The sequence below is a fragment of the Mycobacterium sp. genome, assembly GCF_965230835.1.
Classification (GTDB): Bacteria; Actinomycetota; Actinomycetes; order Mycobacteriales; family Mycobacteriaceae; genus Mycobacterium.
Genome location: NZ_CBDDLW010000002.1, coordinates 589,012 through 612,628, shown reverse-complemented (window position 1 = coordinate 612,628; position 23,617 = coordinate 589,012). Strand labels below are relative to the sequence as shown.

The following is a 23,617-nucleotide window of genomic DNA, read 5'->3' as shown; positions in this document are numbered from 1 at the left end:
GGCGTTGGAGCTAGACAAGGAGGCTCTCGATAGCGCTGATGTTGCTTTGGAGGGTGCTCAGCAGGACGAGGGCGTAAATCCCGCCCGATATCGTGGCCAAGCCCACGCTGGCCGCGACCGGCAAACCGATCGCGTTGATGAGGTTTCCCTGCACGAGTTGGTCCACGAACAGGCTCACGCCGTAGGCGGGCAAGGTAGTGACGAGGGCAAGTCCGATGTCTGCGGTCGGAAGCAGCAGGGCATAGGTGTTCGCGGTGATCTGTGTCAGTGTGTTGACAACCTCAATCGGTGTCGGGGCAGCCGCCGCCATTGTCATGAAATTCGCCGATTGCACAGACTCGAACGATGGCAGGAGCGTTGGCGGGTTCGCCTGCAAGGCGTGAATGTCAGCGGTGAAGTCTTGGATTCCTTCTTGGGTGGCATCAGCCAGCGCGTTGAAGACGGTGACCGGGCTGACATCCGGGAACAAACCGAACGGCGTTGTCACGTCAGCCGGACTTGTCGAGTAGCCGAATTCCGGGTCGCCATAGCCCAAGTTAACGATGACCTCCAACGGTGGTTGGAGCAGGTTGGCTATCGGGTTGCCGATGACGGGAATCGCGCGCACCGGTTCCAGCAGCGGTAGATTCTCGGTCTCGATGATGTAGTAGGTGGTGTTTCCGGAATATCCCGGAGAGGTCGGCAATTCAATAGCGCTATCGATCTGTGCTGGGGTCAACTCAAAATACTGGGAGTGGACGTAGACGATTCCCATCACCGCGTTGAGATCAGCGATGAAATTAAGTGGGTACCGTGGGAAGTCGGCAAAACCGTCGTACTCGAGGGTGTAGATGGCCGTCGGGTAGATCGTGTCTGAATGAGTCCCGCCGTAGAACGTCATCCCCAGACTCGGGGCAGACAGGTCCGGGAAACGCGAGAGCATACCCCCATTCGGTCGCGTCTCATCGCTGGTGTAAATGGTCACGGGCGTAGGTTCCGTCGCAACCGACGAAAGCTATGAAGGAGGGGCTACGCCCGTGACCAAGCGAGTATCGCCGATTGAGCGTGTGCGTGTTGAGATGGATCAGTTGTTCGCCGCGACCGAGCGGCCGTTGACCGAGATTTTGGAGGAGGTCGGGCGGTTATCGGTGCGTCTGGTGTTTCAGGTCGCCGTGGAGGCCGAGGTAGAAGCAGTGTTGGGCCGAGCCCGTCACCAGCGTCGGGTTCAGGACGGCCCGGGCGGGTACCGCAATGGGTATCAACCGCCGGCGACGGTGAAGACCACGATGGGCTCGGTCGAATTATGCCGCCCGAAACTACGCGACACCGACGAGCGGTTCTGTTCGCGGCTATTCGGTGCCGGGGTGACGCGCACCCACGCTCTGGAGGCGTTGGTGATTTCGGGATGGGTGCGCGGTTTGTCGGATCGCGACATCGAGGCCGCGTTGGCCGAGGTGCTGGGCTCGCAGGCGGCGTTGTCGCGCTCGACGGTGAGCCGGATTTGTGCGGCCATCAAAGACGAGTTCGCTGCGTGGTCGTCTCGACGCCTTGATGAGCTGGTGTTGGACTACCTGTTCTTGGATGCCTCGAACTTTCGGATGCATCCCAACGCCCCGGCCGAGCCGGTGCTGGCCGCCTGGGGCATCTGCACCGACGGCAAGCCCCTGTTTATTGGGCTGGCCCCAGCCGCAGCGGAGTCGGCTGATGCGTGGGCCGACTTCTTGGCTGACCTGAGGAACCGGGGACTACGCCCGCCGCTACTGGGCATCTCCGACGGGGCGCCGGGCCTGATCGCCGCATGGGAGACCACGTTTCCGGCAAGCCTGCGTCAGCGGTGTCTGATCCATCGCTGCCGTAACGTCATCGCCAAGACACCTGTCGCGGTCCAGGACGAGATCAAAGCCGCGTTCTGGTCGATCTTCGATGACATTGACCAGCCACCCGGCCAGCAGGCCGTGGATGAAGCCACCCGCCGCGCCGAGGAGTTCACCACCACATACCGCGGGCTCTACCCAGCCGCGGTCGCTTGCCTGGCCAACGACTTCGCCTCGCTGAGCGTGCATTTGCGCTTCCCCCGCCAACACTGGACACGCATCCGCCATTCCAACCTCATCGAACGCACCTTCGGAGAATCCCGTCGCCGGGTCAAGGTCATCGGCCGCCTACCCGGCGAAACCAGCTGTCTGTCGCTGGTATGGGCCGTCCTCGACCGCGCCAGCCGCGGCTGGCGCGGAGTCACCCAAACATCAGCGACCAGCCGCCACCTCCAAGAACTACGCCACCAACTGCTCGAGCCACCCCGCCCACTGCATCCCCCCACCACAACAACCACGACCGACACCACCGCCGCGTAACATGACCACCAGGAACATGCGCCCAGCGTTTTTACACCAGTCCTAAGACGCCACCCCCCATTCGGGTTCATCTCATTGCCGGTCAGAATGAAGTTGAGTTGAGTAGCGTCGGGCGGACTCGCGCCAAATGCGGACGTCCCTGCGGCGAGGTTCTGCATTTCCAGCGAGGCGATGACGGCGCTTTGTGAAATGCCGAAAACGGTCACTGATTCCCCGTTGACAGCGATTTGTTCGTAAAGCGCGTTGTCGAGGATGGCTAATCCTTCGGCCACTGACTTGTTTAGGGTCAAGCTTTTGACGCCGGTGAGCGGATACAGCTCCTCAGGGGTGACTAGACCTATTGGCGGGGTGAGGCTTGTCGACCGGATATACAGTTCATTGGCTTTAGCCATGAATGACTGTGTTGGTATCGCGGTTCCGGTGCCGGTCATGAGTATCGACAGAGGGTTTGCTGGGAATGGCGGAATCACGGCTGCCGCACTCGGCACCGCCGCTGCGGCGGGTGTGACCGCGGGTGCCTCGAGCATCCTTTGAAGGGTGGCGACGCTGGCGGCTTCGGCCTGGGTATAGGCGGTAGCGGCGGCGGTCAGTGCCTGGTGGAAGTCGTTGTGAAACGCCGAAAGCTGTGTCCCGACGGCCTGGTACTGCTGGCCGTATGCGCCGAACAGGTTCGCGATTGCCGCCGATACGTCATCGCCAGCCGCAGCCAGCAGGCCCGATGTCGAACCCGCAGCGGCGGCATTGGCGGCGCGGATTCCTGAGCCGATGGCCGCCACGTCCGCGGCAACCGCCGCCATGATCTGTGGTTCAGCAACCAAATATGACATCGGCCAACCCTTCTCGACGATCGGCGCCCGCCCTGGTGAAAACGAGGAGGTTCGCGACCCCGCAACGAGCAAGGCGACTCCCGCCAGAGTAGAACGGGACGTGCACGCTTGTCTGGCGATTTTGACAACTCTTTTCCTTACCGGCATGGGTTTCATTGCGAATGAATCCGGTGTGCTCGGGTGGGGGTGCAGAAACAACGCAGACAGACACGGTGGGGGATGCAATATCTCAAAGCCTGTGGAATCAGACGAATTCAAATAAACAACAACCAGGTTCTACGTGCCGCTGGGCTTGATATCGGGGAGCGACGACCGGGGTTTGGCGCGGAATGACCTCCCGCAGTGACTTCTGGCAATCTACGCATGGCGGTCCTTTGCGGCAGGTAACGAGCCGAAATTGCCACGAATTGATCACGTCGCGACGCGAGGATTACCGGGTTTTCGGCTGCCCCGACTGCCGTGGGCCCGACGACGTTGAGGAAGCGGCCCGGGAAATGTCGCTGTTTCACGACACCTACCGCGTTTGTGCAGACGGTGTCCGCATCGATACCGCAGAGCTGGCCGAGCGGCGGCAGCAACGATTGGTGACATGGACGTTGTGCTTACAGCGATCCTGCCGCCCCACGTTCGTCGACCAGCTTTCGGTGGTGGCAGGCGCTATCGGGATGTTGTGTTCACGGTCAACCTGGTGGACATGCATCTGGTCGACCGTGACTGTGTTTCTTGATTTCTTGCGGCGCGCCTGCCCGCTCGCAGTGAGCGGATCGCCGGCGGGCTCACTGCGTACCGGCAGCGCTTTGCGTGGGCAACAGCACCGTCTTGCCGATTCGGGCAAGCTATCGCGGCGCCATCGCATAGCACCGGCTGTTGACGGCGTTGCCGAAATCGATTCCCGCCTGCCAAAGTCGCCGATCGGCGGGTGCGTATTTCGGAAGCCGCGACGCGAACAACGAAATGTACTTCGCTTGGACCCGCAGCACCACCTTCAGCACCGGATCCGATGCCTTATCAGCAAGCACGGCGAGATCCTTCGCTTCAGAATTTAACACCGGCACCACAGCCAGCGTGACGGCGCGTTGCTCCGGAGACCACCGTTTTGCTGGAACACGAGAGTCAGTTTTAAGCCAAGCCGACAACTTGGCCCGATACTTCTTGTTGATAGGAGCCCATTTGGCGCACACGGGATCCGCCAGCTTAGGCACGCTCACGTCGATCGGTGGTGCCTTCGCGGTCACGGTAACCGGCATGGTCACCGTCGGCGGCGCAGCCGCAGGCGGTGAGGAGTCGCCGCTGGCTGCGCCAATGAGGCCACCGATCACTCCGGCAACGATTAGTGCTACTGCCGCGGCAACGCCGGAGATGGAAAATCTCCGGCTGCGGCGGCTAGGGGCCTCGCGTGCGGCCAGGCTGATCTGTAGCAGCGCGCCAGGATTATTGTGCAGCTCGTTGACAGCAGCCTCAATCGCCGACGTGGGAGTGCCTATGTCGGTGAGCCGTTTGACGTATTTGGCCAGTGGTACGGCGCCGGCGCGGTACACCGGAACTGAACCGGAAGTGTCGGCCGGTATGAAGAGCTGCACCAGATGTTCGCGCAGGCCGGACTTATGTGCGAGTTCTGCCGCGCTAATCCCAGGGTCTGGTTCCGTCTGAGGCGCGTCGGTGGTCATCCGTACCTGGCGTCCGTTCTCATCCAATTCACGGTATTTCGGATAACCAGGTTAGGCGTTGAGTGGTGAATCCAACAGGGGCAAGAGCAATTACGGGTATGACCTGCGCGGCGCCGGTGTTCTACGCGGTTGTTGGCGCGGAGGTTGTTGGGCAGCTCGTGGTCGCGGTCTCTCAAGCCGGTGGCGATAGGCGGCCGGCCGCCTGGAAGCTCTACGGCACGACTCGCCCGCAGCGCTGAGGGGGCCGCGAAATTGATCAAGCTGCCGCGTCGAATCCAGTACCGCTATGTTCGGCCTGATGGCTCGCACGGCCGGCAGCCGACGTTACGTCGGGCAGCAGATCTACACTGCCGGCAATGCGTCCGCACTGGCCATGGTTGCGGCCGCAGTGCCGACTTAGGAAGAAGGTTCGCGGTTTTGGTCGAGGATTTTTGCCGCGATGTCTCGGCAGGGAGGTGTAGATGGCCAGAGTGATTATCGATATACCCGAGCGGTTTCAATATCGGGTTGAGCTGCCGATCATGCTTTCCCACATCAACCGCGGTGATCATCTAGGAAACGACAGCTTGGTTGCCTTCCTCAACGAGGCCCGAGTGCAATTCATGACTGCCAGAGGGGTGCCAGAGTATTCCGAAGGGGGTGCCACCATGATCAACGCTGATTTGGCGGTCATCTATAAATCTGAAGCGCGGTATCGGGAGCGGCTACTGATTGAGATGGCCGCACAGGATTTTCATCGCTACGGCTGCGATATCGTTTATCGCGTTAGTGAGGCGCGGTCGGAGCGATTGATTGCATTGGCCAAAACGGCACACCTGCACTATGACCCAGAGGCGGGCAGTCTGCGCGAGTCACCCGCAGACTTTCGCGAGAAGCTAACCCGTTTGTGATCAGTCCACCCCAAGCCGCAGGATCGGTATATCTGATGGCGCGTGGGGATCTGGTAGGGAGGCGGCTGAAGCTGACTCGCCGATTTGGCGGTACCGAACCTGGCTGGTGCTCAACAGATTAACCGAACACCAATACCGCGTGGAGTGCTTGCAGCGATTGCCCGCTTGAGATCGCCGGCAGTCGGGTACATCCGGGCGCGGACGTTGCCATCGGACTGCGTCTCGTGCTGACCCACTTGCGTACCAACCTGACCGCGCTGGGGCCCTGTATGCCACCAGTCGACTCAGCGCACGACTAGGCGATCACCGCGATCAGCATGGTGCAGCTGAGGGGGACCTGTTTTGTGGTCCATGGGGTATGCGGCTGGTTTGGTGGCTCGCAGCTGGCGTGTTCCCCGTGAATGAGTCCAGCTTGTTTTAGAGTCTCGTGGCCCTAAACGTGGGCTGGAAGGGACAAGGAAATGGCTGGTCGTAAGAGGTATGCCGCCGAAGACATTGTGCGCAAGCTGCGCCGAGCTGATGAGCTGGCCGCCGGCGGCAGCTCCGGTGAGCAGATCGCTGCCGAGCTGGGGGTATCGGCGGCCACCCTGTACAACTGGCGCCGAGCCTACGGGGGAATGGATCTCGATGCGGCCCGCGAGCTCAAGGAACTGCGCGAGCAAAACGGGCGGCTCAAACGGCTGTTGGCCGAGGCCGAGCTCGTCAAAGACGCCCTACGTGAGGTGGCCAAGGGAAAATTTTGAGCCCAGCCGCCAAACGCCGCGCCGTGGACATGCTCACAGAAGTCAAGGGCATCTCAGAACGGTTGGCGTGCCAAGCGGTTGGGCTGGCCCGCTCAACCTACCGACGTGTCCGTATCGACCAGACCCCGGCGGACCCGGATGCCGATCTGCGGGCCTGGCTGCGTTCCTACGCCCGCAAACACCCCTGTCACGGGTTTCGCCGTGCGTGGTCGGCGTTGCGCTACGACGAGCATCACCAGGTCAACAAGAAGAAGATCCACCGGCTGTGGCGCCAAGAGGGACTGCAAGTCGCCGTCCGCTCCCCACGCAAACGTGGTGGTGTGCCCTCAGTGCCGCCGATCATCGCCGATGCCCCCAAGGTGGTGTGGGCGCTGGATTTTCAGTTTGACTCCACTATCGACGGCAGGTCGGTCAAGATCGCCTCGATGCTCGATGAGCACACTCGCGAGTCGCTGCTGGACATGACCGCACGCTCCATCACCGCCGAGGCGCTGGTCGACGAGCTCGAGCGAGTGTTCACCACTGCCGGGGGTCCGCCCACGGTGCTGCGCATGGACAACGGGCCGGAGCTGATTTCTCAAGCGTTGCAGCAGTTTTGCGACGGAAAAGTCGGGCTGACCTATATCCCCCCAGGTCAGCCCTGGAAAAACCCCTACATTGAATCCTTTAACAGCCGCTTACGAAAGGAGTGTCTGAACCGCAACTACTGGACTGACCTGCTCGAAGCCAAGGTGGTGATCAGCGATTTCAAACACGAGCACAACCACCGCCACCGCCACTCATCGCTGGGTTATCGCACTCCGGCCGAATACGCTGCCCAATGCAGCCACACCCATCACCCCATAGCCTGCGACATCAACTAAAATCCAGATCAACAACAACCTGGCTCTAATTCCAGGTGGACCCGATATCGGGGACCAGCCACAGCCTTCTGTAGGCCAACGCCGCCTTGGGAGTAGCGGTGCGGCCGTTAACAGAATTGCCCGAGCAGGGGGATCATTAGGTGTTGATTCCGTCAGCTGAGGGTGGTCGCAGGGAGGTTAACCCCGTGCGTTGGACGCCTTCAATCCTGGGAGTTTCCCGGGGAAAGCGAGTTGATCCAACGCGAAGGCAAGGAAATATTTCCCGGTAAGTCAGCCGTGATGCGGTCGCGCAGTTCCGGGACACCGACGGTGCGACGATCACCCAGATTGCCGCTGCGAGCGAAGTTTTAGAGGGGGACGTTATTCGCTGTGGTGTCGGGCGCTCGGGTGCCGATCCGACACTCCAGAAGCAAGCCACAACTCACGTTCCGTGTGTAGGAATGCTTGCTTGCGGCGTGCATGTGGGATGAGCGGGGCACTTGGGCGAGTCAGGCAGTTAACTGTGTGCGCGGGGATTCCAACTCCGCATCGCAGCGTCATGTTGATCGGCGCTGAGGGCCTCAACCGGCAGTAGGGCCTGATCGCCATCTGCGCGCATCCCGTCCAGGAAGATCGTCACGTAGCGCCGCCACAAATCGGGGCGGATATCGCCCGCGAACTCGTTGACCGCGCCGGCGATGATCGACATCAGTGCCAGGTCGCTGTCATTGATGTCCGCGCGCAGATAGCCGTCGGCCCGAGCTCTCTCCACGACTTCGGCGACCATGGGGTACAGCCGTACGCGCGCCGCCTCGACCCGATCCCCGCCGTATTCGCGACTGAACACGGCTTCGCGAAGTCCTTGATCCCGTGCCGTGAGTTGGCACATCTCTTCGACGAAGTACGCCAAGCCCAGCCACGAGTCGGGCTTGTTCAAGGCGCAACGACCAAGCGCGGTGATCTCGTCGATCCCATCCTCGAAGATGGCATCTACAAGAGATTCCTTGGTCGGAAAACGCCGGTAGACAGTGCCTACACCGACACCGGCGTGATGGGCCACTTCATTGTGACTGGCCTCGAGCCCACGCATGGCAAAAAGATCGCGTGCTGCGTCGACGATGCGCTGTCGGTTGTGCGCGGCATCTCTGCGTAGCGGTCGTACCGCAGCTCGCTCAGAATCCACATCCGCAGTGTAGTGAGCGAACTAAGTGGATTGACTCTATCCACTTAGTGTCTTAGGTTTGCTCTGAATCTGGTCCGACGATTGGCCCGAGGCGAACCCTGAGTGGAAGGACAGACCACATTGGGATAGGTCGACCCCAGAGCGCGGAGCGCCGACCGGACAGCGCTGCTGAGCGTCGAACTCGCTTCACGGTTCGGCGGGGGCGGCTGTCGATGAACGTGCTTAACCGTGTGTGGATTCTGCTGGCCATAAACCCGCTCGTAGCTGTCGCGGGGCTGACGTCGCGCAGAGATCGACCCCACGGCATCAAGCCGGCCCCGCCAATGACGCAAGGACAACCACACACCCGCAACGCAGCCGAAAGCGGCATAACCGCGAGGCCCACGTCCGCAACGCCAGGACAAGGCGCACAACCATACGATTGGTGGGCGCTCTAATAATTGCGAGAGGGAACTAGGGAAATGGATAAATCGGAAGAGTTCTGGGATAATTCCGCAAAGAAGTACGATAAAACCGAGGAACGATTCGAGTATATTCATAGCAAAAGCAGGGAGAACGCCAGAAAGCATCTCAAGGTTAGCGACGTTATTTTGGATTATGGATGCGGAACAGGCACCACATCTTGTGAGCTTGCCAGTGAGGTTACGGAGATCCATTCCATCGATATCTCATCTAAAATGATTGCATTAGCGAAAGCTAAAGCAGCTGCTCGTGGCGTCAAGAATGTGAGTTTTGTGCAAGCCGATATCTTCGATGAGAGGTACCAGGAAGAAACATTCGATGCGATTCTAGCTTTCAATGTGTTGCACACAGTGCCTAATCCCCAGAAGGTTCTGCAAAGAATACATGGGCTACTGAAGCCTGGGGGCCTGATTATTTCGGTGACACCCTGCTTGCGAGATAAGCTATCACTTTCAGTTGGTATCCAAATACAGGCGTTCCGGATATTGAGCAAAATTGGAATAATCCCTATCCCTATAAGAAGGTTAGAAAGCTCCGAGCTGGACGATTTAATTAAAAATGTGAATTTTCAGATTATTGACACTGACAAAATATATAGAGGAGCATCTAGCTATTTTGTGGTAGCAAAGCGGGGGTAATCCGCTCCATCGAGTTTCGGCGATCCGGCTGCTATGCAGCGTCAGGTTGGCGGGTCGTAGGCCATCGTTGGGCGAATTCGGCTGCAGTGAGTTGGTCGTGGGCAGAGTGGGGCCTGTTGGTGTTGTAGTCGTGGCGTCAGTCTTCGATGATCGCGCGGGCTTCGAGCAGCGAGTCGAAGTGCCACGCGTTGAGCAGTTCGTCGCGTAGACGGCCGTTAAATGACTCGAGTCGACACCGGTAAACCGGCACCAATCGTTGACAGCCCGGGCCACGAATTCGGGACCGTGGTCGAAGTGTACGTAGCTCGGCGCGCCTCGCTCGCGGGCGAGGCGGTCGACGACCTCTACGACACCGTCGGCGTCGATGGAGCGATCCACGGCGATCGCCAGCGCTTCGCGGGTGAACTCGTCGATCACGTTCAACATCTTGATGGTTCGGCCATCAGCGGTCGTGTTCGGACGAGTCGGCGACATCGCCCCCACAGCGGCACCAACACCGATCAAACGCTTCTTCCTGCGCCGCTGCGGCACCCGCAGGCCCTCCTCACGCCACATACGGCGTATACGCTTATCGTTGACTTTCCAGCCGGCTCGCCGCGCCATCTTGGCCGCTCGTTGCCACCCCCACCGAGGCCGTTCGAGGGAGAATCGGCGCAGTCAGGCGCGCAGCTCAGTTCCCTTGCTGCACATCGGTGACGGTCTTCGACGCATCGTGGAGCGGTGGATGCCAACGACCATGCAGGCTCGGCGTTTAGAGACCCCGAACCGCTCACGCAACGCCGTCACGGCGCGGCGCTTACGGTCCGGGGTCAGCAGTTTCCCGCCGACAACTCGCGCAGCATGTCAATGTCGAGGGCCTGGTTGGCGACCAGCTTCTTGAGCCGGGCGTTCTCCGCCTCAAGCTCTTTGAGCCGTTTCGCGTCGCTCGCCTTCATCCCGGCTCAGTCTCAGACGTGGCACAGGTGGCCGAATCATCGCCGGCTGCTGGAACCTCAAGCCGCATCTACGATTACGGGTCAACCACCAGGTGTAAAACTGGCGGTTCGCGAGTGCGGCTAGCAGCGTGCCGCTCAGATCGGCGACGCGCGTTTCGCGCAGCTCGGTTTCGTGACCGAGCGGATCAAGGCGCAGGCCTGGTACCCGTCCGCCGAACCGCTGAACGCCCTCGTAGTCTCCTAGAGCTGTGTGTTGGCGCGTGGCACGTCGCGGCGTTGGTGCGGTACGGCATCATTTGGACATCGGCTGAGAACCGGTTTCGCAATATTTGCGATTAGACTTCGCAATTGTCGTTCGCTGTAGCAAAGTAATGCGAGCCCGACAACAATATGGACCGTAGCTGGGGACGGCCCGCCAGCGGCGGATCCACCGCGTCGCGGGTTGGGCAGGGCATCGGCTGGGAGGCTTGGTGAATGCGCAGAGAGGTCAATTGAGCAAGGTGGTAGGACGTACGCTGCTCAGCTTGGCGACCATCGCGGCCGCCGCGGTATTGCTGGCACCGGCTGCGTCGGCGTCCCCGGCGAGTGAGGCCGAAGCCGCTATCACCGCCGAGTGGAAGGCCGCTGGCGGCACAAGTTCGCCGCTCGGCGCCAAGGTCGGTGATGTCTACCCGATCGGCGAGGGATTCGCCCAGGACTTCGACGACGGCAAGATGCTGTACACGACGGCCACGGGCGCCAGATCGATATACGGTCCGATCCTGGAGAAGTACGAAGCGTTGGGTGGGCCAGCCGGCAGCGACCTCGGTTTTCCGACAATCAACGAGGTCACCGGCCTTGCCGGACCCGACAGTCGAGTAAGTACCTTCTCGGCCAGCGACCACCCGGTGATCTATTGGACATCCGAACATGGTGCGTTCGTCGTGCGTGGCCCCATCAACGCGGCGTGGGACAAACTCGGCAGTTCGGGCGGTGTCCTCGGTGTTCCGGTGGGGGACGAAACCTACGATGGCGACGTCACTTCGCAGAAATTCAGTGGTGGCGAAGTCTCTTGGAACAGAAAATCTGGCGAATTCACCACAGAACCGCAGGGACTGGGCGACCAACTTGGTGATCTGCGAGTCGAAGTCGATCCCGCCGCAGCGATCGCCATGGCCTGGCGTGCCGCGGGGGGAAGCGCCGGTCCGCTGGGCGCGAAGAAGGGGGACCAGTATCCGGTCGGCGGTGATGGTATCGCCCAAGACTTCGACGGCGGCAAGGTGTTTTTCACGCCGGCAACAGGGGCGAATGCCGTTGAGAGTGAAATCCTGGCCAAGTACGAGTCATTGGGTGGGCCGGCCAGTAGCGATCTGGGTTTCCCAGTTGCCAACGAGAAAGACGGCGGTCTCACGCCTGCCAGCCGCATCGTCGTGTTTTCGGCGGCCGGCGAACCGGTAATTTTTTGGACTCCCGACCATGGTGCGTTTGTTGTGCGCGGGGCTATGAAGGTTGCGTGGGACAAGCTTGGCGGCCCCACGGGGGAGCTCGGCGCGCCGGTGGGCGACCAAACTGCTGACGGCGACATTGTCTCGCAGAAGTTCAGCGAAGGGACGATCTCTTGGGACCGTGCGAACAATACGTTCAGCACCGATCCGGCCAAGCTGGCGCCGTCGCTGTCCGGGCTGCAGGTGCCGGGCCAGGACCAACCCAGTAGTTCGGCGGCCCCGTCGCAGGCCAAGAAATTCACCTGGCATCGGTGGTGGTTGGTGGCTGCCGGCGGAGCTGCGCTGGTGATCGTGATGCTCCTGTTGTTGGTGTTTCGATTGCGGCGGCGCCGCGCCGGCAAGGAGATTGCTGGATATGCCAACAAATACGACCACGATGCCCGCTACAACGTGACCGCGGGCGGTGATTGGCCGCACGTTGACACCGATGTGGACCCCGAGCCTTTCGGATTCGATGACCCGTATCCGCCGAAGCGTTCGGAGCGAGATGTCGGACCCGTATCGCGGGTCAACTGGCCTCGCGGAGCCGCGGCTGCCACCGGTTCGGGCGAATATGCCCACCGCGGTGGTGATTACTTTAGTGATCTGCTGCCGGAGGCCGATGAGGAATTCGAGTTCGAGGAGGACGACGCTGACGAGGCGGACACCACACCCACGCCTGTCGTGACGTATGCCGACATTTCCGACGTTCTTGCGCGCGAACGCAGCATTTCTGAATCGGTGGGCACGGAAGCCTTCGGGCGGGACGCCTATTTTGCGGACGCGGCGGTTCCCGAGGGGGCGGCTCCGGACGCCTATGATGTGGGCGCGCCGTTTTCGGAAACCTTCTTTCCGGGCGCCGAACAACGGGATGCTGGCAGCGGCGCCGCTGATGTCGACACCGGGCGACATTCGATTGTGGCTCCCGGCGGCGGATACGGACCGGACGAGGAGCTGGACGAGGCCCAAGCGCCTGCGGCCGGGAGGGGACAAGGGCGAGCGGCGCGACCGACGATCCATCTGCCGCTGGACGACCCATATCAAGCGCCGAGCGGCTACCCGATCAAGGCCAGTACTCGTTTCGGCTTGTATTACACGCCCGGCGGCGCCCTCTACCACGACACACTCGCCGAAATCTGGTTCGCCAGCGAAGAAGCCGCACAAGCGAACGGCTTCGTCAAGGCGGATTAGACGCCGCCGGTGGCAGGGTGTGAGTGCGGCTCCCACTAAACCTTGCGGATCACCGTGACCACCTTGCCGAGCACGGTCGCGTCGTTGCCGGGAATCGGGTCGAAGACCGGATTGTGCGGCATCAGCCACACTTGACCGCCCGCTCGCCGGAAAGTCTTGACTGTAGCCTCACCGTCGATCATGGCTGCAACGATGTCGCCGCTGTCGGCGACGTTTTGCTGACGCACGACAACCCAGTCGCCGTCACAGATCGCGGCTTCGATCATGGATTCGCCAACCACCTTGAGTAGGAACAGCCTGCCCTCGCCGACCAACTCACGGGGCAATGGGAAGACGTCTTCGACGGCTTCCTCGGCAAGGATTGGGCCGCCAGCGGCGATGCGCCCGAGGACGGGGACAAACGTGGGCTCCGGCAAGGAGTCCGAGCCGGCGACCTCGGTGGCCGGCTCGGATGCAGTGATGTCATCGGCGCTGCGTACGTCGACTGCCCGGGGGCGATTCGGGTCGCGACGCAGGTAGCCCTTGCGTTCCAGGGTGCGTAGTTGATGAGCCACGGACGACGTTGACGTCAGACCGACAGCGTCGCCGATTTCCCGGATGCTGGGTGGGTAACCACGGCTGGTGACCGATGCGCGGATGACCCGCAAGATGGTGCGCTGGCGTTCGGTCAGCGCTGAATCCACCGCATGTTCGCCGTCCTGTGCGTGTGTAGCTCCGCCACCAACCTGGGTTTCGCCGCTGTCGCTCATGGCACTGAATGTAGCCCTACCGAGAACCAGAATCAAACATGTGTTCGACTCCGTGTGTCGCAGCTGCGGCTGCCGTCGATTTTTGCTGCGTGGCGCGCGCATGACGTTGTCGCCGATATGGTGTCGGCGATTCATGGTGCCGGTTGCGTCGCGGATCTTCAGTCCCTAGCTAGTGCCAAGGCGTGAGGGGGCTTGTTGAGTTCCTAACTGGTGTCAAGGCGTTAGGGTGGGCATGCTGGCTTGCGGCTTGATGGGGTCATGGTTGGAGTAGGGGCTCTGGTGGGGGTTGCGGTGTTGTTGACTGGTTTGGTTATTCAGTCGGGATCTTCGAGTTTGCAAGCTTGTTGCGGCTGAATGTGGACCCAGCGTGGGCTGAACACCGTTACCAGATGAACCGTAAGCGTTTACCCGGCATACCGCTGGCTATTTTCCACCCCGAATGGATCGTGAACGCAAACATGCGTGCGTCTCGTCTGGATGGGTGCCCGTGACCACGCCAGATCCCCAACTGTCGTATGGCAGTGATGATGACGGGGCCTCCGGTCCCGCCGTTCGCGTGACCGATAATGTCAAAGAGGCCGAGGGCAGCTTTATCACCCCCGAGGGCGAAAGCACCTCATTTTTCGCCGGTATTGATGATCAACAGCCCCCTGCCGGGGGACGTGTTGTTGGCGGTGGGGGCACAGCAGGCCCTATTTCGGGTTCCGGTCATAGTGGGTTTTCCCCATCCGGGCTGGTGGAATCCTATGAGCCGCGGTCCAAGCTTCCGGGCGGCCCTCCACCGCCATCTGAAGGACCAGACGGTGGGTCCTCAACGTCCGACCCTCCGTTGCCTCCGGTTGATTCGCCCGGTGCTTCTGGGGGCGGTGATTTTGTTCCACCCGTGACTTCCGGCGGTGATGCTGTTCGTGAGCGGTTCGTAGCTGAAGCCGAAGCCGCCAACCATCGGTTCCACGCGGATTGGTTTGACAACGTTGCCACTGCCACACCGGAAGAACTCGACGCGGCTCGAGCTGTGGTGCCGTCGCGCCCTTATGTTCCGCCGGACACGCAACAGCTCGTCGAACAGGCCGCTGAATCGGCAGGGCGAGGCGACCTGCAAGGACGTCTCAATCTAGCCGATGCCGCTGCGGGCAAGATCATGGATGATCCAATCGTTGGCTCAGAATATGTTTTCCGGGATCAGGCGCAGTACGTTCTCGATGGGTTAAACCCAGGCGAGCGGGCTATGGATGCGCCCGACTTTGCCGCTGCGGAGCGCCGGGCCGCCGAAATCGCCACACAGCGCGCCGCTGCACTCCGGCAGCAGGAGGTTGAGCAGTTTTCGCAGCAGGTCGCGCCGGCCTCGTCGGAACAGCTTCACAGTGCTGCGGACACGTATCGGCAACAAGCAGATGTGTTGCGGGAACGCCTCAACGAGGCTGGCCCGGTTCCTGACCAACATCTGCTTGACCAGTTCAATCATTCTCGGCGTCTGGCAGACGCCTACAGCAGTGCTGCTCACCTCGCCGACGCCGATACTGCGGTCAGGCAGGCATCGGCGCGTCTCGACCAGGTTAAGGCCAATCCCTTGCCGAACTCGGGAGACATCACTGCAGCTCAATCCGGTCTTAACGCCACACTCCGGGACTTCAACGAGCGAAAAGACGCCTACGAAAGTTTGCTGGACGATTGGCGGCGGGGGCCGCAAAGCCCACCACCAGACCCATCTTCCCGGTTGGATGGGGACTCTCTATCTGCCTCAGGCGGCAGCCAAGCCCGCATTCTCCCAGGCGTATCCCGGGATGTTGACCTACGAGGGTTTGAGCGTGCAGTTGATCTAGGCCATAAAGGGTTTGAAGACGCAGTTAATCTAGGTCATGAGCCGCCGCTTCAACCTGAACAACCCGGAGGAAATAACAGGTCAGAATCCCTCCTGTACAGACAGCGTCAGGCAGAGCAGTATTATCGTTCGGCTGCCGCATTCCGGCGGGTAATTGAGCAAAACCCGGAAATGCCGGAAGCGGCTAGACATTACTACACAGACACAGCCGCTCATTTTGATGAGCTGGGACTGAAATGTCAGCAGTGGTCAGATGGCGAAAATTCAGGTGCGACCGGAAGTGCAGGAGCTGGGTTACCCGGAGGTTTTGGTGGCAGGGCGTCTGGGTCGTTTCTGGTCAATGACCAGGAGCAGGTTCATGCCCTTGCGGATCGCATCGACACCATTGTCGGCCGCCAGAAGGAGAACCTGCAGCAGGTGCGGTCACTGATCGCCGAGGTCGGCGAAACCAGTTCCGGGGCAACCAGCGCCGGGTTTGTGCAGCAAGCCGGCCAACTCCAAGAAGACCTGGAGAGACACCTGCAGGTCACGGGGAGTTTGCCCCAGTTACTCCGGGATGGAACCGACGAACAAGCGGCCGTCCAAAACCAGTTACGCCAGCGCCTCGAACGCACAATCTGAACTGTACTGGCCATATCGGTCCCGGCGTCTATAAAAAAACCCACCAGATAATGTCATCGAAACCAAGCGCAAATCAGGAATAATTTCCTACAAGGCTGAATGTTTACGAGGTTATGCGGCTCCGGCGGTTTTTGGGTTTGTGTTGTGGGGTCGGAAAGTGGGGGTGTGTGGTGGGTTTTTTTGTTTCCGGCCTGTTGCGTTTTTTCGGCGTTGGGATTGGCGGGTGTTGGCGGCTTTGATGCGGGTGTGTTTGTCGACGGTGTGGTGGGTGTACACGATGTGGTGTCCTTGTCTGGTGGTGATGGGTTGGCCGTTGGTGTCGCAAAGCATGTAGTGCTGGCCGGTGCGCCAGCAGGTGGCGATGCGGGTCAGCAGGGTGGCGGCGATGTGGCAGATCGCGGAGTCGTGGTGTCGCTCGGTGTTCATGAGTCGTTTGTATTTCGCGGCGAGGTGGGGGTCGGTTTTGCGGGCTTGGTCAGCGGCGGTGAACAGGGCTTCACGCAGCAGTGGGTCGCCGGCTTTGGTCAGCCCGTGTTGGTGGTGTGTTTGTCCGGACAGGCTGAGTTTGGGGATCAGACCCGAGTAGGCGCGGATCGCGGCCAGGGAGTAGAAGCGGTGTGGGTCGCCGATGCGCCCGGCGATCACAGCACCGGTGACCGGTCCAACACCGGGGGCCGAGGCGATGATTGTGGTGGGGTCGGCTTCGGCGTAGAGGTTGGCGCAGCGTTCGTCGAGGTCTTCGATCTGTTCGGTCAGGATTTGGGCTTGTTCGGCCTCCACGGCGATATCGCCGGCTAATTCAGCGAAGTCGATCCCCTCATCGGTGCTAGGTCCCCACAGCTGCCGGGATTTCGTGGGCTGTCGCGCTCGCCCAGGTCGATCTCCTTCCAGAGTTTGTCGAGTTCGCCGGGCCGGGTTGAAGAACCTCTTGCCGGTCCACAAGAACGTCCCATCCGGGCGGGCCAGCGATGCCTGGTGCGCAGCCCGACACGCCAAATCGATACCCAAAACCAGTTCCACGAATGTCCTTTCGGCGAATCCAGGTCAATCCCGGGTGCGACCGGCATAGCCCAGACATTCCCTAAGCAGAAGTCCGCTATCGAGCAGCTCCAAGTTCCCCAACAGGGACACCAGTCGGCTCCAGACAAAACCGCAAACGACCACTCAACATTCAGAAATCACCACGGTGTTCCAGTCGGTGGCCAGGCCGTCCGCGGCCGAACACCGAACCTCAATGTCGGTGGCCTGGGTTAGCGTCTTGCTCGCGCGACACGCTTCGCTCAAATGTTCGGATTGGAACGTTTGAGCGCATACAGTATCGAACACACGAGCGATAACGGCGATCTGAAGGAACGAACATGGCACTCATGCAAGCACGCCCGCCGCGTACTCAGAGTTTGCGGCGTCCGCCGAAAGAACTGATCACCGGTCCGGCCGATGACCCGTTCTGGGAAACGCGGTCAGGGCGGCGTGGGATAGCCCAAACCCGGCGGCCAGGGCCGTCGAGGCCGCCGGGTGCGCCGCTGCGGTACGCGGGCAGTGGCGTTCGTATGTCGACCGCGTCTCATCGGAGAAGTCCAGTCACACCGGCAACGACGGTGGGGCTCGCCCTACTCGCCGCGCTGACCACCCTCTGGCTCGGTCTGGTCGGGCATTTCGGGGCAATCTTTAACGCCGACACCTCGGATTCGGCCCCCATGCCTGATTCACTTGCGGTGGTACGGGTGGAAGCGGGGGAGTCTCTTCGCGATGTAGCCGCTCGGGTCGCCCCAGACGCCCCGGTTCGGCAAGTTGTCGATCGTATCCGCGCACTGAACGCCCTCGACTCCACGGTGCTGGCGGCCGGGCAGACCCTGATTGCCCCTGTCGGCTGAAGGCTTTGAGGTGTACTGCGGAAAACTATCTGCACCAACTAGTTTTGATGATTGTGAAGTTGACCCTGTGCGCATCGCCGCGGCGATGGCTCTGAGGCGGAGCGCCCAGGTACTCTCAGGAAGGACGCAGCGGTCTGCCTTACCCGGATGTCACCACGGCAAAGGAGCGGTCATGCATTGTCCGTTCTGTCGCCATCCCGATTCCCGGGTCATTGATTCGCGGGAAACTGACGAAGGGCAGGCGATTCGGCGCCGCCGATCGTGTCCGGAGTGCGGCCGTCGGTTCTCCACTGTCGAGACATCGGTCCTGGCGGTGGTCAAGCGCAGCGGCGTTACCGAACCCTTCAGCCGGGAAAAGGTCGTCAGCGGTGTGCGTCGAGCATGCCAGGGGCGCCAGGTTGACGACGATGCCCTAAATCTATTAGCCCAACAGGTCGAAGACACGGTACGGGCTGCCGGGTTGCCAGAGGTCCCAAGTCATGAGGTTGGTCTGGCGATCCTGGGGCCGTTGCGTGAACTTGACGAGGTGGCCTATCTGCGGTTCGCGTCGGTGTACCGATCCTTCTCGTCGGCAGATGATTTCGAGCGCGAAATCGCGGCGCTTCGTGGGCACCGCAACGCATCAACCCCGGGTTAACGACCGACTGACTCGCGGTTGCCGGTCTAGGCTTCCCTTATGCAGGCTGTTTTGCATCCTCAGCTAGAGGCCCTGGAATCATTGCTGGGTACGTGGTCGGGCCAAGGCGCGGGTAAGTACCCAACGATCGAGCCGTTCGAATATCACGAGGAAATCGTGTTCTCGCATGTGGGCAAACCGTTTCTGGCCTACGTGCAGAAGACCAGCGCGGTAGCCGACGGGAAGCCGTTGCACGCTGAGGCGGGTTACCTCCGGGTGCCGGAACCCGGTCACGTCGAGCTGGTTCTTGCGCATCCCAGTGGTATCACCGAAATCGAAGTGGGAACGTATTCGGCGAGTGGCAATGTCATCGAACTCGTTTTGGCCACAACGGCGATCGGATTGACTCCGACGGCCAAAGAGGTGGCCGCACTGAGCCGTTCCTTCCGCATCGACGGCAGCGAACTTTCTTACTCGCTGCAGATGGGCGCTGTCGGACAACCCTTGCAGGATCACCTGAGCGCTGTGCTATACCGAAGCAGCTGATTACGTATCCGCTCGGGCGTCAGCTGACTTGTCTCACACTGTCATTGACGACTCGGCCGGCGACTGTGACCCAGCCTTCCGGGCTCCAGGTGGTTTCGATCATCGACCCCTTGCCCTGGGTGATGGTGAGGTCTCGGCTCAGGTAGTCCGTCATCCGAATGGCAGCGGAGCCTGTCGCTTCGTCTTCGGGCACACCGAGGTTAGCGGCAAACATCCGCGCCCGCAGCGAATCTGCGGCCCGATCGGTCCATGCCCATAGGTAGTGCGCGGCGTTATCAGGGAAATCATCGGGTTCGGCGGACGCGAGAGCGTCGAGTGAGTCGAGGTCGTGGATGGTGAACTCAGGTGCCCACTCGGCGCGCGCGTTGATTGCGGTGAGGTCGCCGCTGCGCCCCACCTGGTAGCTCACTTGAACGATGCCTGCGGGCACCTGCAGCGTCTTGATCGGCATATCGTTCTCACGCAGCCACCATGCGAGTCCCACGGTCGGGTGACCCGCGAACGGAATCTGGGTGCGGGGGGTGTGGATCGTGGCGTGGGCGGAGGCCGTGCCACTGACCGGAAGATCGACGAATATGGTTTCGCTGTAGCCCAATTGGTTTGCGAGGCGCTGTCGGTCCTGCGGCTCTACCGTGCTGGCGTCGACCACGCCCAGCGGATTTCCGAAATTCCCAGCTGCATCAGTAAACACCCGCAACACGGCCACGTCGACGCCCATGAGTCGACTCTACGACCTTTGGCGGTCGGTCAGGTAGCGCTGCGTTCGTCGGAGCCCATAGCGTTCAGGACCGCCACGCGAGTCTCGGCCGGGCCTGCGACCGTGTTCGCACCACTACCTGCGCGAAGCAATGCGCGCAAGGTTTCCTGGTCGTATTCGGGAGGCTCTGTGGTGTCGATGAAGCGCTCGACGATATCGATGAAGCGGGCAGGGTCGTCGTGAAACGGGAAATGTCCGGATTCCTCGAAAATCTCCAGTCGCGAGCCGGGCATCGCGGCATGCGCCATTGATGCGTGCTGGACCGGGACCACTACGTCTCGCGAGCCCCAGATGATTTGGACTGGGATCGCGTCGGTCAAATAACACCGATCCAGCATCGTGACGATCTGCCCGCGCCAGTCCACCACCGCTCGCAAGGTACGGGTAAACGCAGAAGAGGCCGTCGGTTCCGGTAGGTCGTCCAGTATCCGCAGTACGTTGGGCAGGTCGCGGCCCAAGCCGCTGGTGCCAAGTGCACGGCCCACCACGCGCCCGGCCAGTTGAACGGTTGGTAGAACGAGCGGCAACCGCAGCAGCGCCAGCGCTTCGCTGCCCATCGGTAGCGAGGCCAACCGGAAGACGACGTTGACATCCTTGGTGACCCCACCGGCGGCGACCAGGATGAGTCGGTCTACCAGATGCGGGAACTGGTAGGCGAATTGCATCGCCACCCCGCCGCCGAGCGAATGCCCCACAATGGTCACTCGATCGATGTCGAGCACGCTGAGCAGATCCCGCATGCCGTTGGCGTATGCCGCGACTGAATAGTCGGCCCGTGGCTTGTCGGACTGACCGTGGCCCAAGAGATCCGGGGCGATGACGGTGAACCGTTGAGCGAGTTTGGCTTGGATACCGTTCCAGGTGGTGGAATTATCGCCGATTCCGTGGATCAGCAGGATCGCCGGGCCGGACCCTGCGATCCGGAAAGCTCGCTTGTAGCCGTGGATAGTGCGGTACTGCAGCGACGGGACAGTCACTTCCCGCACCGGGCGAAGTTTGCGTTTCCGTTCGGTCATCCGGCCAACCTCGTTGTCGGGCCGACGAACGACCGCTACGTGGAGTCGTCGTCGAACTTCTTCTCTGCCTGCTGAGCCAGGAATCGCTCGAACTCAGCGCCAAGCTCGTCGCCGCTCGGCAGATCCTCGTCACGCGTGAGCAACGATCTGTTCTCCTGAGCGTCGATGAAGGCATCGTACTGGCGCTCGAGGGCCGAGACCACTTGAGCCACCTCCGCGCTTGCCTGAACCTGCTCGTCGATCTTCTCCCGGATATCTGCTGCGGCTTCAGCCAAAGCTGTCAGGGGCAACTCCAGCGATCCGGTCTTAGCCACCTGCTCAAGCAGTGCCTGGGCGGCGGCAGGGTAGTCGGTCTGTGTCAAATAATGCGGCACGTGGACGGTGAACCCTACGACCTCGTGACCGTTCTGGGCCATTCGATATTCCAGCAGGTTGGACGCGCTGGCCGGGACCTGGATCTCTGAGATCCATGGCTGGAAATCGGTGATGAGATCCTTGTTGTTGGAGTGTGCGGTCATCGTGATCGGTCGGGTGTGCGGAACTGCCATCGGGACGGTGCCGAGGCCGATGGTCTGACGAACATCGAGTCGCTCCGCCAGCAGCCGCACCGCGGTGATGAAACGCTCCCACTTCAGATCCGGCTCCATGCCCGCCAGCAGCAGAAACGGCGTGTCGGCGGAGTCGCGCAGCGCGTACAAGGTGAGCTGCGGATCGTCGTAGCTGGTGAAGCGATCGGTTTTGAAAGTCATCAGCGGTCGCCGCGAGCGGTAATCGAGAAGTTCGTCGATCGCGAAGGATGCGACCAGCTCGGTGTCGAGGGCCGCCTTAAGGTGCGCGGCGGCCAGCCGGATCGCATGACCGGCGTCGGAGAAACCCTCCAAAGCGTGAATCAACACCGGTCCACGTCCGTCGGAGGTCAACAACTGGGGCGCCGGAAACTCGAGTTCGTACATGCCGGGTTGCCCGGGCTGGTAGTACTGTCCCTCGTCTGGGTCGTGATCGTGGGCCATCGGTGTTGCCTCCTCTGCACGGTCCCGTAACCAGTGTCTCTCAAAATCGGTCCGCACGAATAATTCAACGTGAATCCAGCACATCATTGTGGTGGAAACGGGGCCGCGCGGCATCGTACTCGGCGTCGACCGGCGGGCGGTCGAAACGTGCTGCCAGTCCCAGCCCCGCATTAGGGATGCTGAATCTTCGCGCGCCGACCCGTGGTTCGGCGGACGGAGTTCGATGCGTGTTGTGACCGTACTACCTTGCTAGATGGTCAGCGCCTCACGGGTCGCCGATCAGTCGTCGAAGGATGCTGTTAGACCGACGATCAGCGGCGGAATTGGTCGAGCGCGCGCATCTTGTTTGTCACGTCTAGTGCGGCGATTTTGTAGGCCTCAGAGAACGTTGGATAGTTGAACACCGCGTCGACGAGGTAGTCGACGGTGCCGCCGCATCCCATCACCGCCTGACCGACGTGCACCAGCTCGGTGGCGCTGGTGCCGAAGATGTGTACCCCGAGCAGCGTGCGATCTTCGGTGGAAACCAGCAGCTTTAGCATGCCGTAGGAGTCGCCGGCGATCTGCCCGCGGGCTAACTCACGGTACCGGGCCACGCCTACCTCGTAAGGGATGGAGTTTTTCGTCAGTTCCACCTCGGTGGCGCCGGCATAGGATATTTCGGGAATCGAATAGATTCCGATCGGCTGCAGCGCGGTTATTCCCTCGGTTGGCTCGCCGAACGCGTGATAGGCGGCCAGCCGTCCCTGATCCATTGAGGTCGCCGCCAGTGCGGGGAAGCCGATGACATCGCCTACGGCGTAGATGTGGTCGACCTTGGTTTGGAATTCGTCGTCGACGAAAATCCGGCCCCGATGGTCGGTATCGAGCCCGGCGTTCTCCAGATCTAGATGTTCGGTCTGGCCTTCCCGGCCGGCCGAGTACATCACCGTCTCGGCGGGTATCTGCTTGCCACTGGCCAGGGTGGTGACAGTGCCGGCAGCGCCGACGTCGACCGCGGTCACTTCCTCGCCGAACCGGAATGTCACGGCAAGGTCGCGCAAATGAAATTTCAACGCCTCAACGATCTCCCTGTCGCAGAAGTCCAGCATGCTGTCTCGTTTTTCCACGACCGTCACTTTGGTGCCCAGCGCGGCGAACATCGACGCGTACTCGATCCCGATGACCCCGGCACCGACCACCACCATCGATGTGGGAAGTGAGTTGAGGTCGAGGATCCCGTCGGAATCCAGCACCCGCTCCTCATCGAACTCAACTCCGGAGGGCCGCGCCGGTTTGGTGCCGGTGGCGATGACGATGTAGTCGGCGCTTAGGGTTACCCTCTCGCCGCGGGCGTCTTCCTCGACCAAGATGGTGTGTGGGTCGAGGAGGTCGCGTCTCATCGCTGGTGTAAATGGTCACGGGCGTAGGTTCCGTCGCAACCGACGAAAGC

17 protein-coding genes and 5 pseudogenes are annotated in these 23,617 nt (G+C 61.2%); 10 read left to right on the top strand and 12 right to left on the bottom strand.

Annotated features, from left to right (window positions below; genetic code table 11):
- Positions 1-10 precede the first annotated feature (10 nt).
- Positions 11-943, bottom strand: a pseudogene (locus ACO07W_RS03235) (PE-PPE domain-containing protein); the annotation flags it as partial.
- A gap of 115 nt (positions 944-1,058) precedes the next feature.
- Between ACO07W_RS03235 and ACO07W_RS03230 the strand changes: the two are divergent.
- Positions 1,059-2,333 carry an IS256 family transposase gene (locus ACO07W_RS03230; protein WP_421840071.1) on the top strand — a complete coding sequence of 425 codons (1,275 nt, stop codon included), beginning with the start codon at positions 1,059-1,061 and terminating at the stop codon, positions 2,331-2,333.
- A 62-nt stretch (positions 2,334-2,395) separates the two neighbouring features.
- On the opposite strand, the pseudogene ACO07W_RS03225 reads toward ACO07W_RS03230, so the two are convergent.
- The 3 genes and pseudogenes from ACO07W_RS03225 to ACO07W_RS03215 all read right to left on the bottom strand — a co-directional run.
- A pseudogene (locus tag ACO07W_RS03225) lies at positions 2,396-2,659 on the bottom strand (PE-PPE domain-containing protein); the annotation flags it as partial.
- A 234-nt stretch (positions 2,660-2,893) separates the two neighbouring features.
- Positions 2,894-3,160, bottom strand: a pseudogene (locus ACO07W_RS03220) (PE family protein); the annotation flags it as partial.
- An 836-nt stretch (positions 3,161-3,996) separates the two neighbouring features.
- Complete coding sequence (locus tag ACO07W_RS03215; RefSeq protein ID WP_421840740.1) at positions 3,997-4,827, bottom strand: hypothetical protein; 831 nt, start codon at positions 4,825-4,827, stop codon at positions 3,997-3,999.
- 98 nt (positions 4,828-4,925) lie between these two features.
- Between ACO07W_RS03215 and ACO07W_RS03210 the strand changes: the two genes are divergently transcribed.
- From ACO07W_RS03210 to ACO07W_RS03200, 3 genes are all read left to right on the top strand, one after another.
- The gene (locus tag ACO07W_RS03210) at positions 4,926-5,066 is read left to right on the top strand and encodes a hypothetical protein (protein WP_421840738.1); all 141 of its coding nucleotides are present in this window, start codon (positions 4,926-4,928) and stop codon (positions 5,064-5,066) included.
- Positions 5,067-5,288: 222 nt separating this feature from the next.
- Positions 5,289-5,717 carry an acyl-CoA thioesterase gene (locus ACO07W_RS03205; RefSeq protein ID WP_421840736.1) on the top strand — a complete coding sequence of 143 codons (429 nt, stop codon included), beginning with the start codon at positions 5,289-5,291 and terminating at the stop codon, positions 5,715-5,717.
- Between the two features lie 461 nt (positions 5,718-6,178).
- Positions 6,179-7,323 (top strand): IS3 family transposase gene (locus ACO07W_RS03200; protein WP_421840069.1). Its coding sequence is split into 2 segments (ribosomal slippage): positions 6,179-6,446 and positions 6,446-7,323, totalling 1,146 coding nucleotides; the frame shifts between segments, so codons are not numbered across the junction.
- A gap of 496 nt (positions 7,324-7,819) precedes the next feature.
- Here ACO07W_RS03200 and ACO07W_RS03195 read toward each other — a convergent pair.
- Positions 7,820-8,485, bottom strand: a complete 666-nt coding sequence (locus ACO07W_RS03195) for a TetR/AcrR family transcriptional regulator (protein WP_421840734.1) — start codon at positions 8,483-8,485, stop codon at positions 7,820-7,822.
- 461 nt (positions 8,486-8,946) lie between these two features.
- Here ACO07W_RS03195 and ACO07W_RS03190 point away from each other — a divergent pair, with 461 nt between their 5' ends.
- Positions 8,947-9,585: a class I SAM-dependent methyltransferase gene (locus ACO07W_RS03190; protein WP_421840732.1), complete on the top strand. Its 639-nt coding sequence runs from the start codon at positions 8,947-8,949 to the stop codon at positions 9,583-9,585.
- A gap of 31 nt (positions 9,586-9,616) precedes the next feature.
- Here ACO07W_RS03190 and ACO07W_RS03185 read toward each other — a convergent pair.
- Positions 9,617-10,523, bottom strand: a pseudogene (locus tag ACO07W_RS03185) (IS3 family transposase); the annotation flags it as partial.
- 467 nt (positions 10,524-10,990) lie between these two features.
- On the opposite strand from ACO07W_RS03185, the gene ACO07W_RS03180 reads away from it, so the two are divergent.
- Positions 10,991-13,174, top strand: a complete 2,184-nt coding sequence (locus tag ACO07W_RS03180; RefSeq protein ID WP_421840730.1) for an LGFP repeat-containing protein — start codon at positions 10,991-10,993, stop codon at positions 13,172-13,174.
- Positions 13,175-13,209: 35 nt separating this feature from the next.
- Here ACO07W_RS03180 and lexA read toward each other — a convergent pair whose 3' ends face one another.
- Positions 13,210-13,923 carry a transcriptional repressor LexA gene (lexA, locus tag ACO07W_RS03175; RefSeq protein ID WP_421840728.1) on the bottom strand — a complete coding sequence of 238 codons (714 nt, stop codon included), beginning with the start codon at positions 13,921-13,923 and terminating at the stop codon, positions 13,210-13,212.
- A gap of 487 nt (positions 13,924-14,410) precedes the next feature.
- Between lexA and ACO07W_RS03170 the strand changes: the two genes are divergently transcribed.
- The gene (locus ACO07W_RS03170) at positions 14,411-16,366 is read left to right on the top strand and encodes a WXG100 family type VII secretion target (protein WP_421840726.1); all 1,956 of its coding nucleotides are present in this window, start codon (positions 14,411-14,413) and stop codon (positions 16,364-16,366) included.
- A gap of 111 nt (positions 16,367-16,477) precedes the next feature.
- Here the strand turns inward: ACO07W_RS03170 and ACO07W_RS03165 are convergent, their stop codons facing one another.
- Entirely contained in the window at positions 16,478-17,386 is a 909-nt protein-coding gene (locus ACO07W_RS03165; RefSeq protein ID WP_421840724.1) for a transposase, read from the bottom strand.
- A 338-nt stretch (positions 17,387-17,724) separates the two neighbouring features.
- Between ACO07W_RS03165 and ACO07W_RS03160 the strand changes: the two genes are divergently transcribed.
- The 3 genes from ACO07W_RS03160 to ACO07W_RS03150 all read left to right on the top strand — a co-directional run bounded on the left by ACO07W_RS03160 (position 17,725) and on the right by ACO07W_RS03150 (position 19,402).
- Complete coding sequence (locus ACO07W_RS03160) at positions 17,725-18,240, top strand: LysM peptidoglycan-binding domain-containing protein (protein ID WP_421840722.1); 516 nt, start codon at positions 17,725-17,727, stop codon at positions 18,238-18,240.
- A gap of 172 nt (positions 18,241-18,412) precedes the next feature.
- Complete coding sequence (gene nrdR, locus ACO07W_RS03155; protein WP_421840720.1) at positions 18,413-18,877, top strand: transcriptional regulator NrdR; 465 nt, start codon at positions 18,413-18,415, stop codon at positions 18,875-18,877.
- A gap of 39 nt (positions 18,878-18,916) precedes the next feature.
- The gene (locus tag ACO07W_RS03150; RefSeq protein WP_421840718.1) at positions 18,917-19,402 is read left to right on the top strand and encodes a peroxynitrite isomerase; all 486 of its coding nucleotides are present in this window, start codon (positions 18,917-18,919) and stop codon (positions 19,400-19,402) included.
- Between the two features lie 19 nt (positions 19,403-19,421).
- On the opposite strand, the gene ACO07W_RS03145 is transcribed toward ACO07W_RS03150, so the two are convergent.
- From ACO07W_RS03145 to sthA, 4 genes and pseudogenes are all read right to left on the bottom strand, one after another.
- Positions 19,422-20,120, bottom strand: coding sequence for a PhzF family phenazine biosynthesis protein (locus ACO07W_RS03145; protein ID WP_421840716.1), 699 nt, complete (start codon positions 20,118-20,120; stop codon positions 19,422-19,424).
- Between the two features lie 29 nt (positions 20,121-20,149).
- Positions 20,150-21,175, bottom strand: a complete 1,026-nt coding sequence (locus tag ACO07W_RS03140) for an alpha/beta fold hydrolase (protein ID WP_421840714.1) — start codon at positions 21,173-21,175, stop codon at positions 20,150-20,152.
- A 35-nt stretch (positions 21,176-21,210) separates the two neighbouring features.
- Positions 21,211-22,185, bottom strand: coding sequence for a proteasome assembly chaperone family protein (locus ACO07W_RS03135; protein ID WP_421840712.1), 975 nt, complete (start codon positions 22,183-22,185; stop codon positions 21,211-21,213).
- Positions 22,186-22,496: 311 nt separating this feature from the next.
- Positions 22,497-23,552 (bottom strand): annotated as a pseudogene (sthA, locus tag ACO07W_RS03130) (Si-specific NAD(P)(+) transhydrogenase); the annotation flags it as partial.
- Between the last annotated feature and the right edge of the window lie 65 nt (positions 23,553-23,617).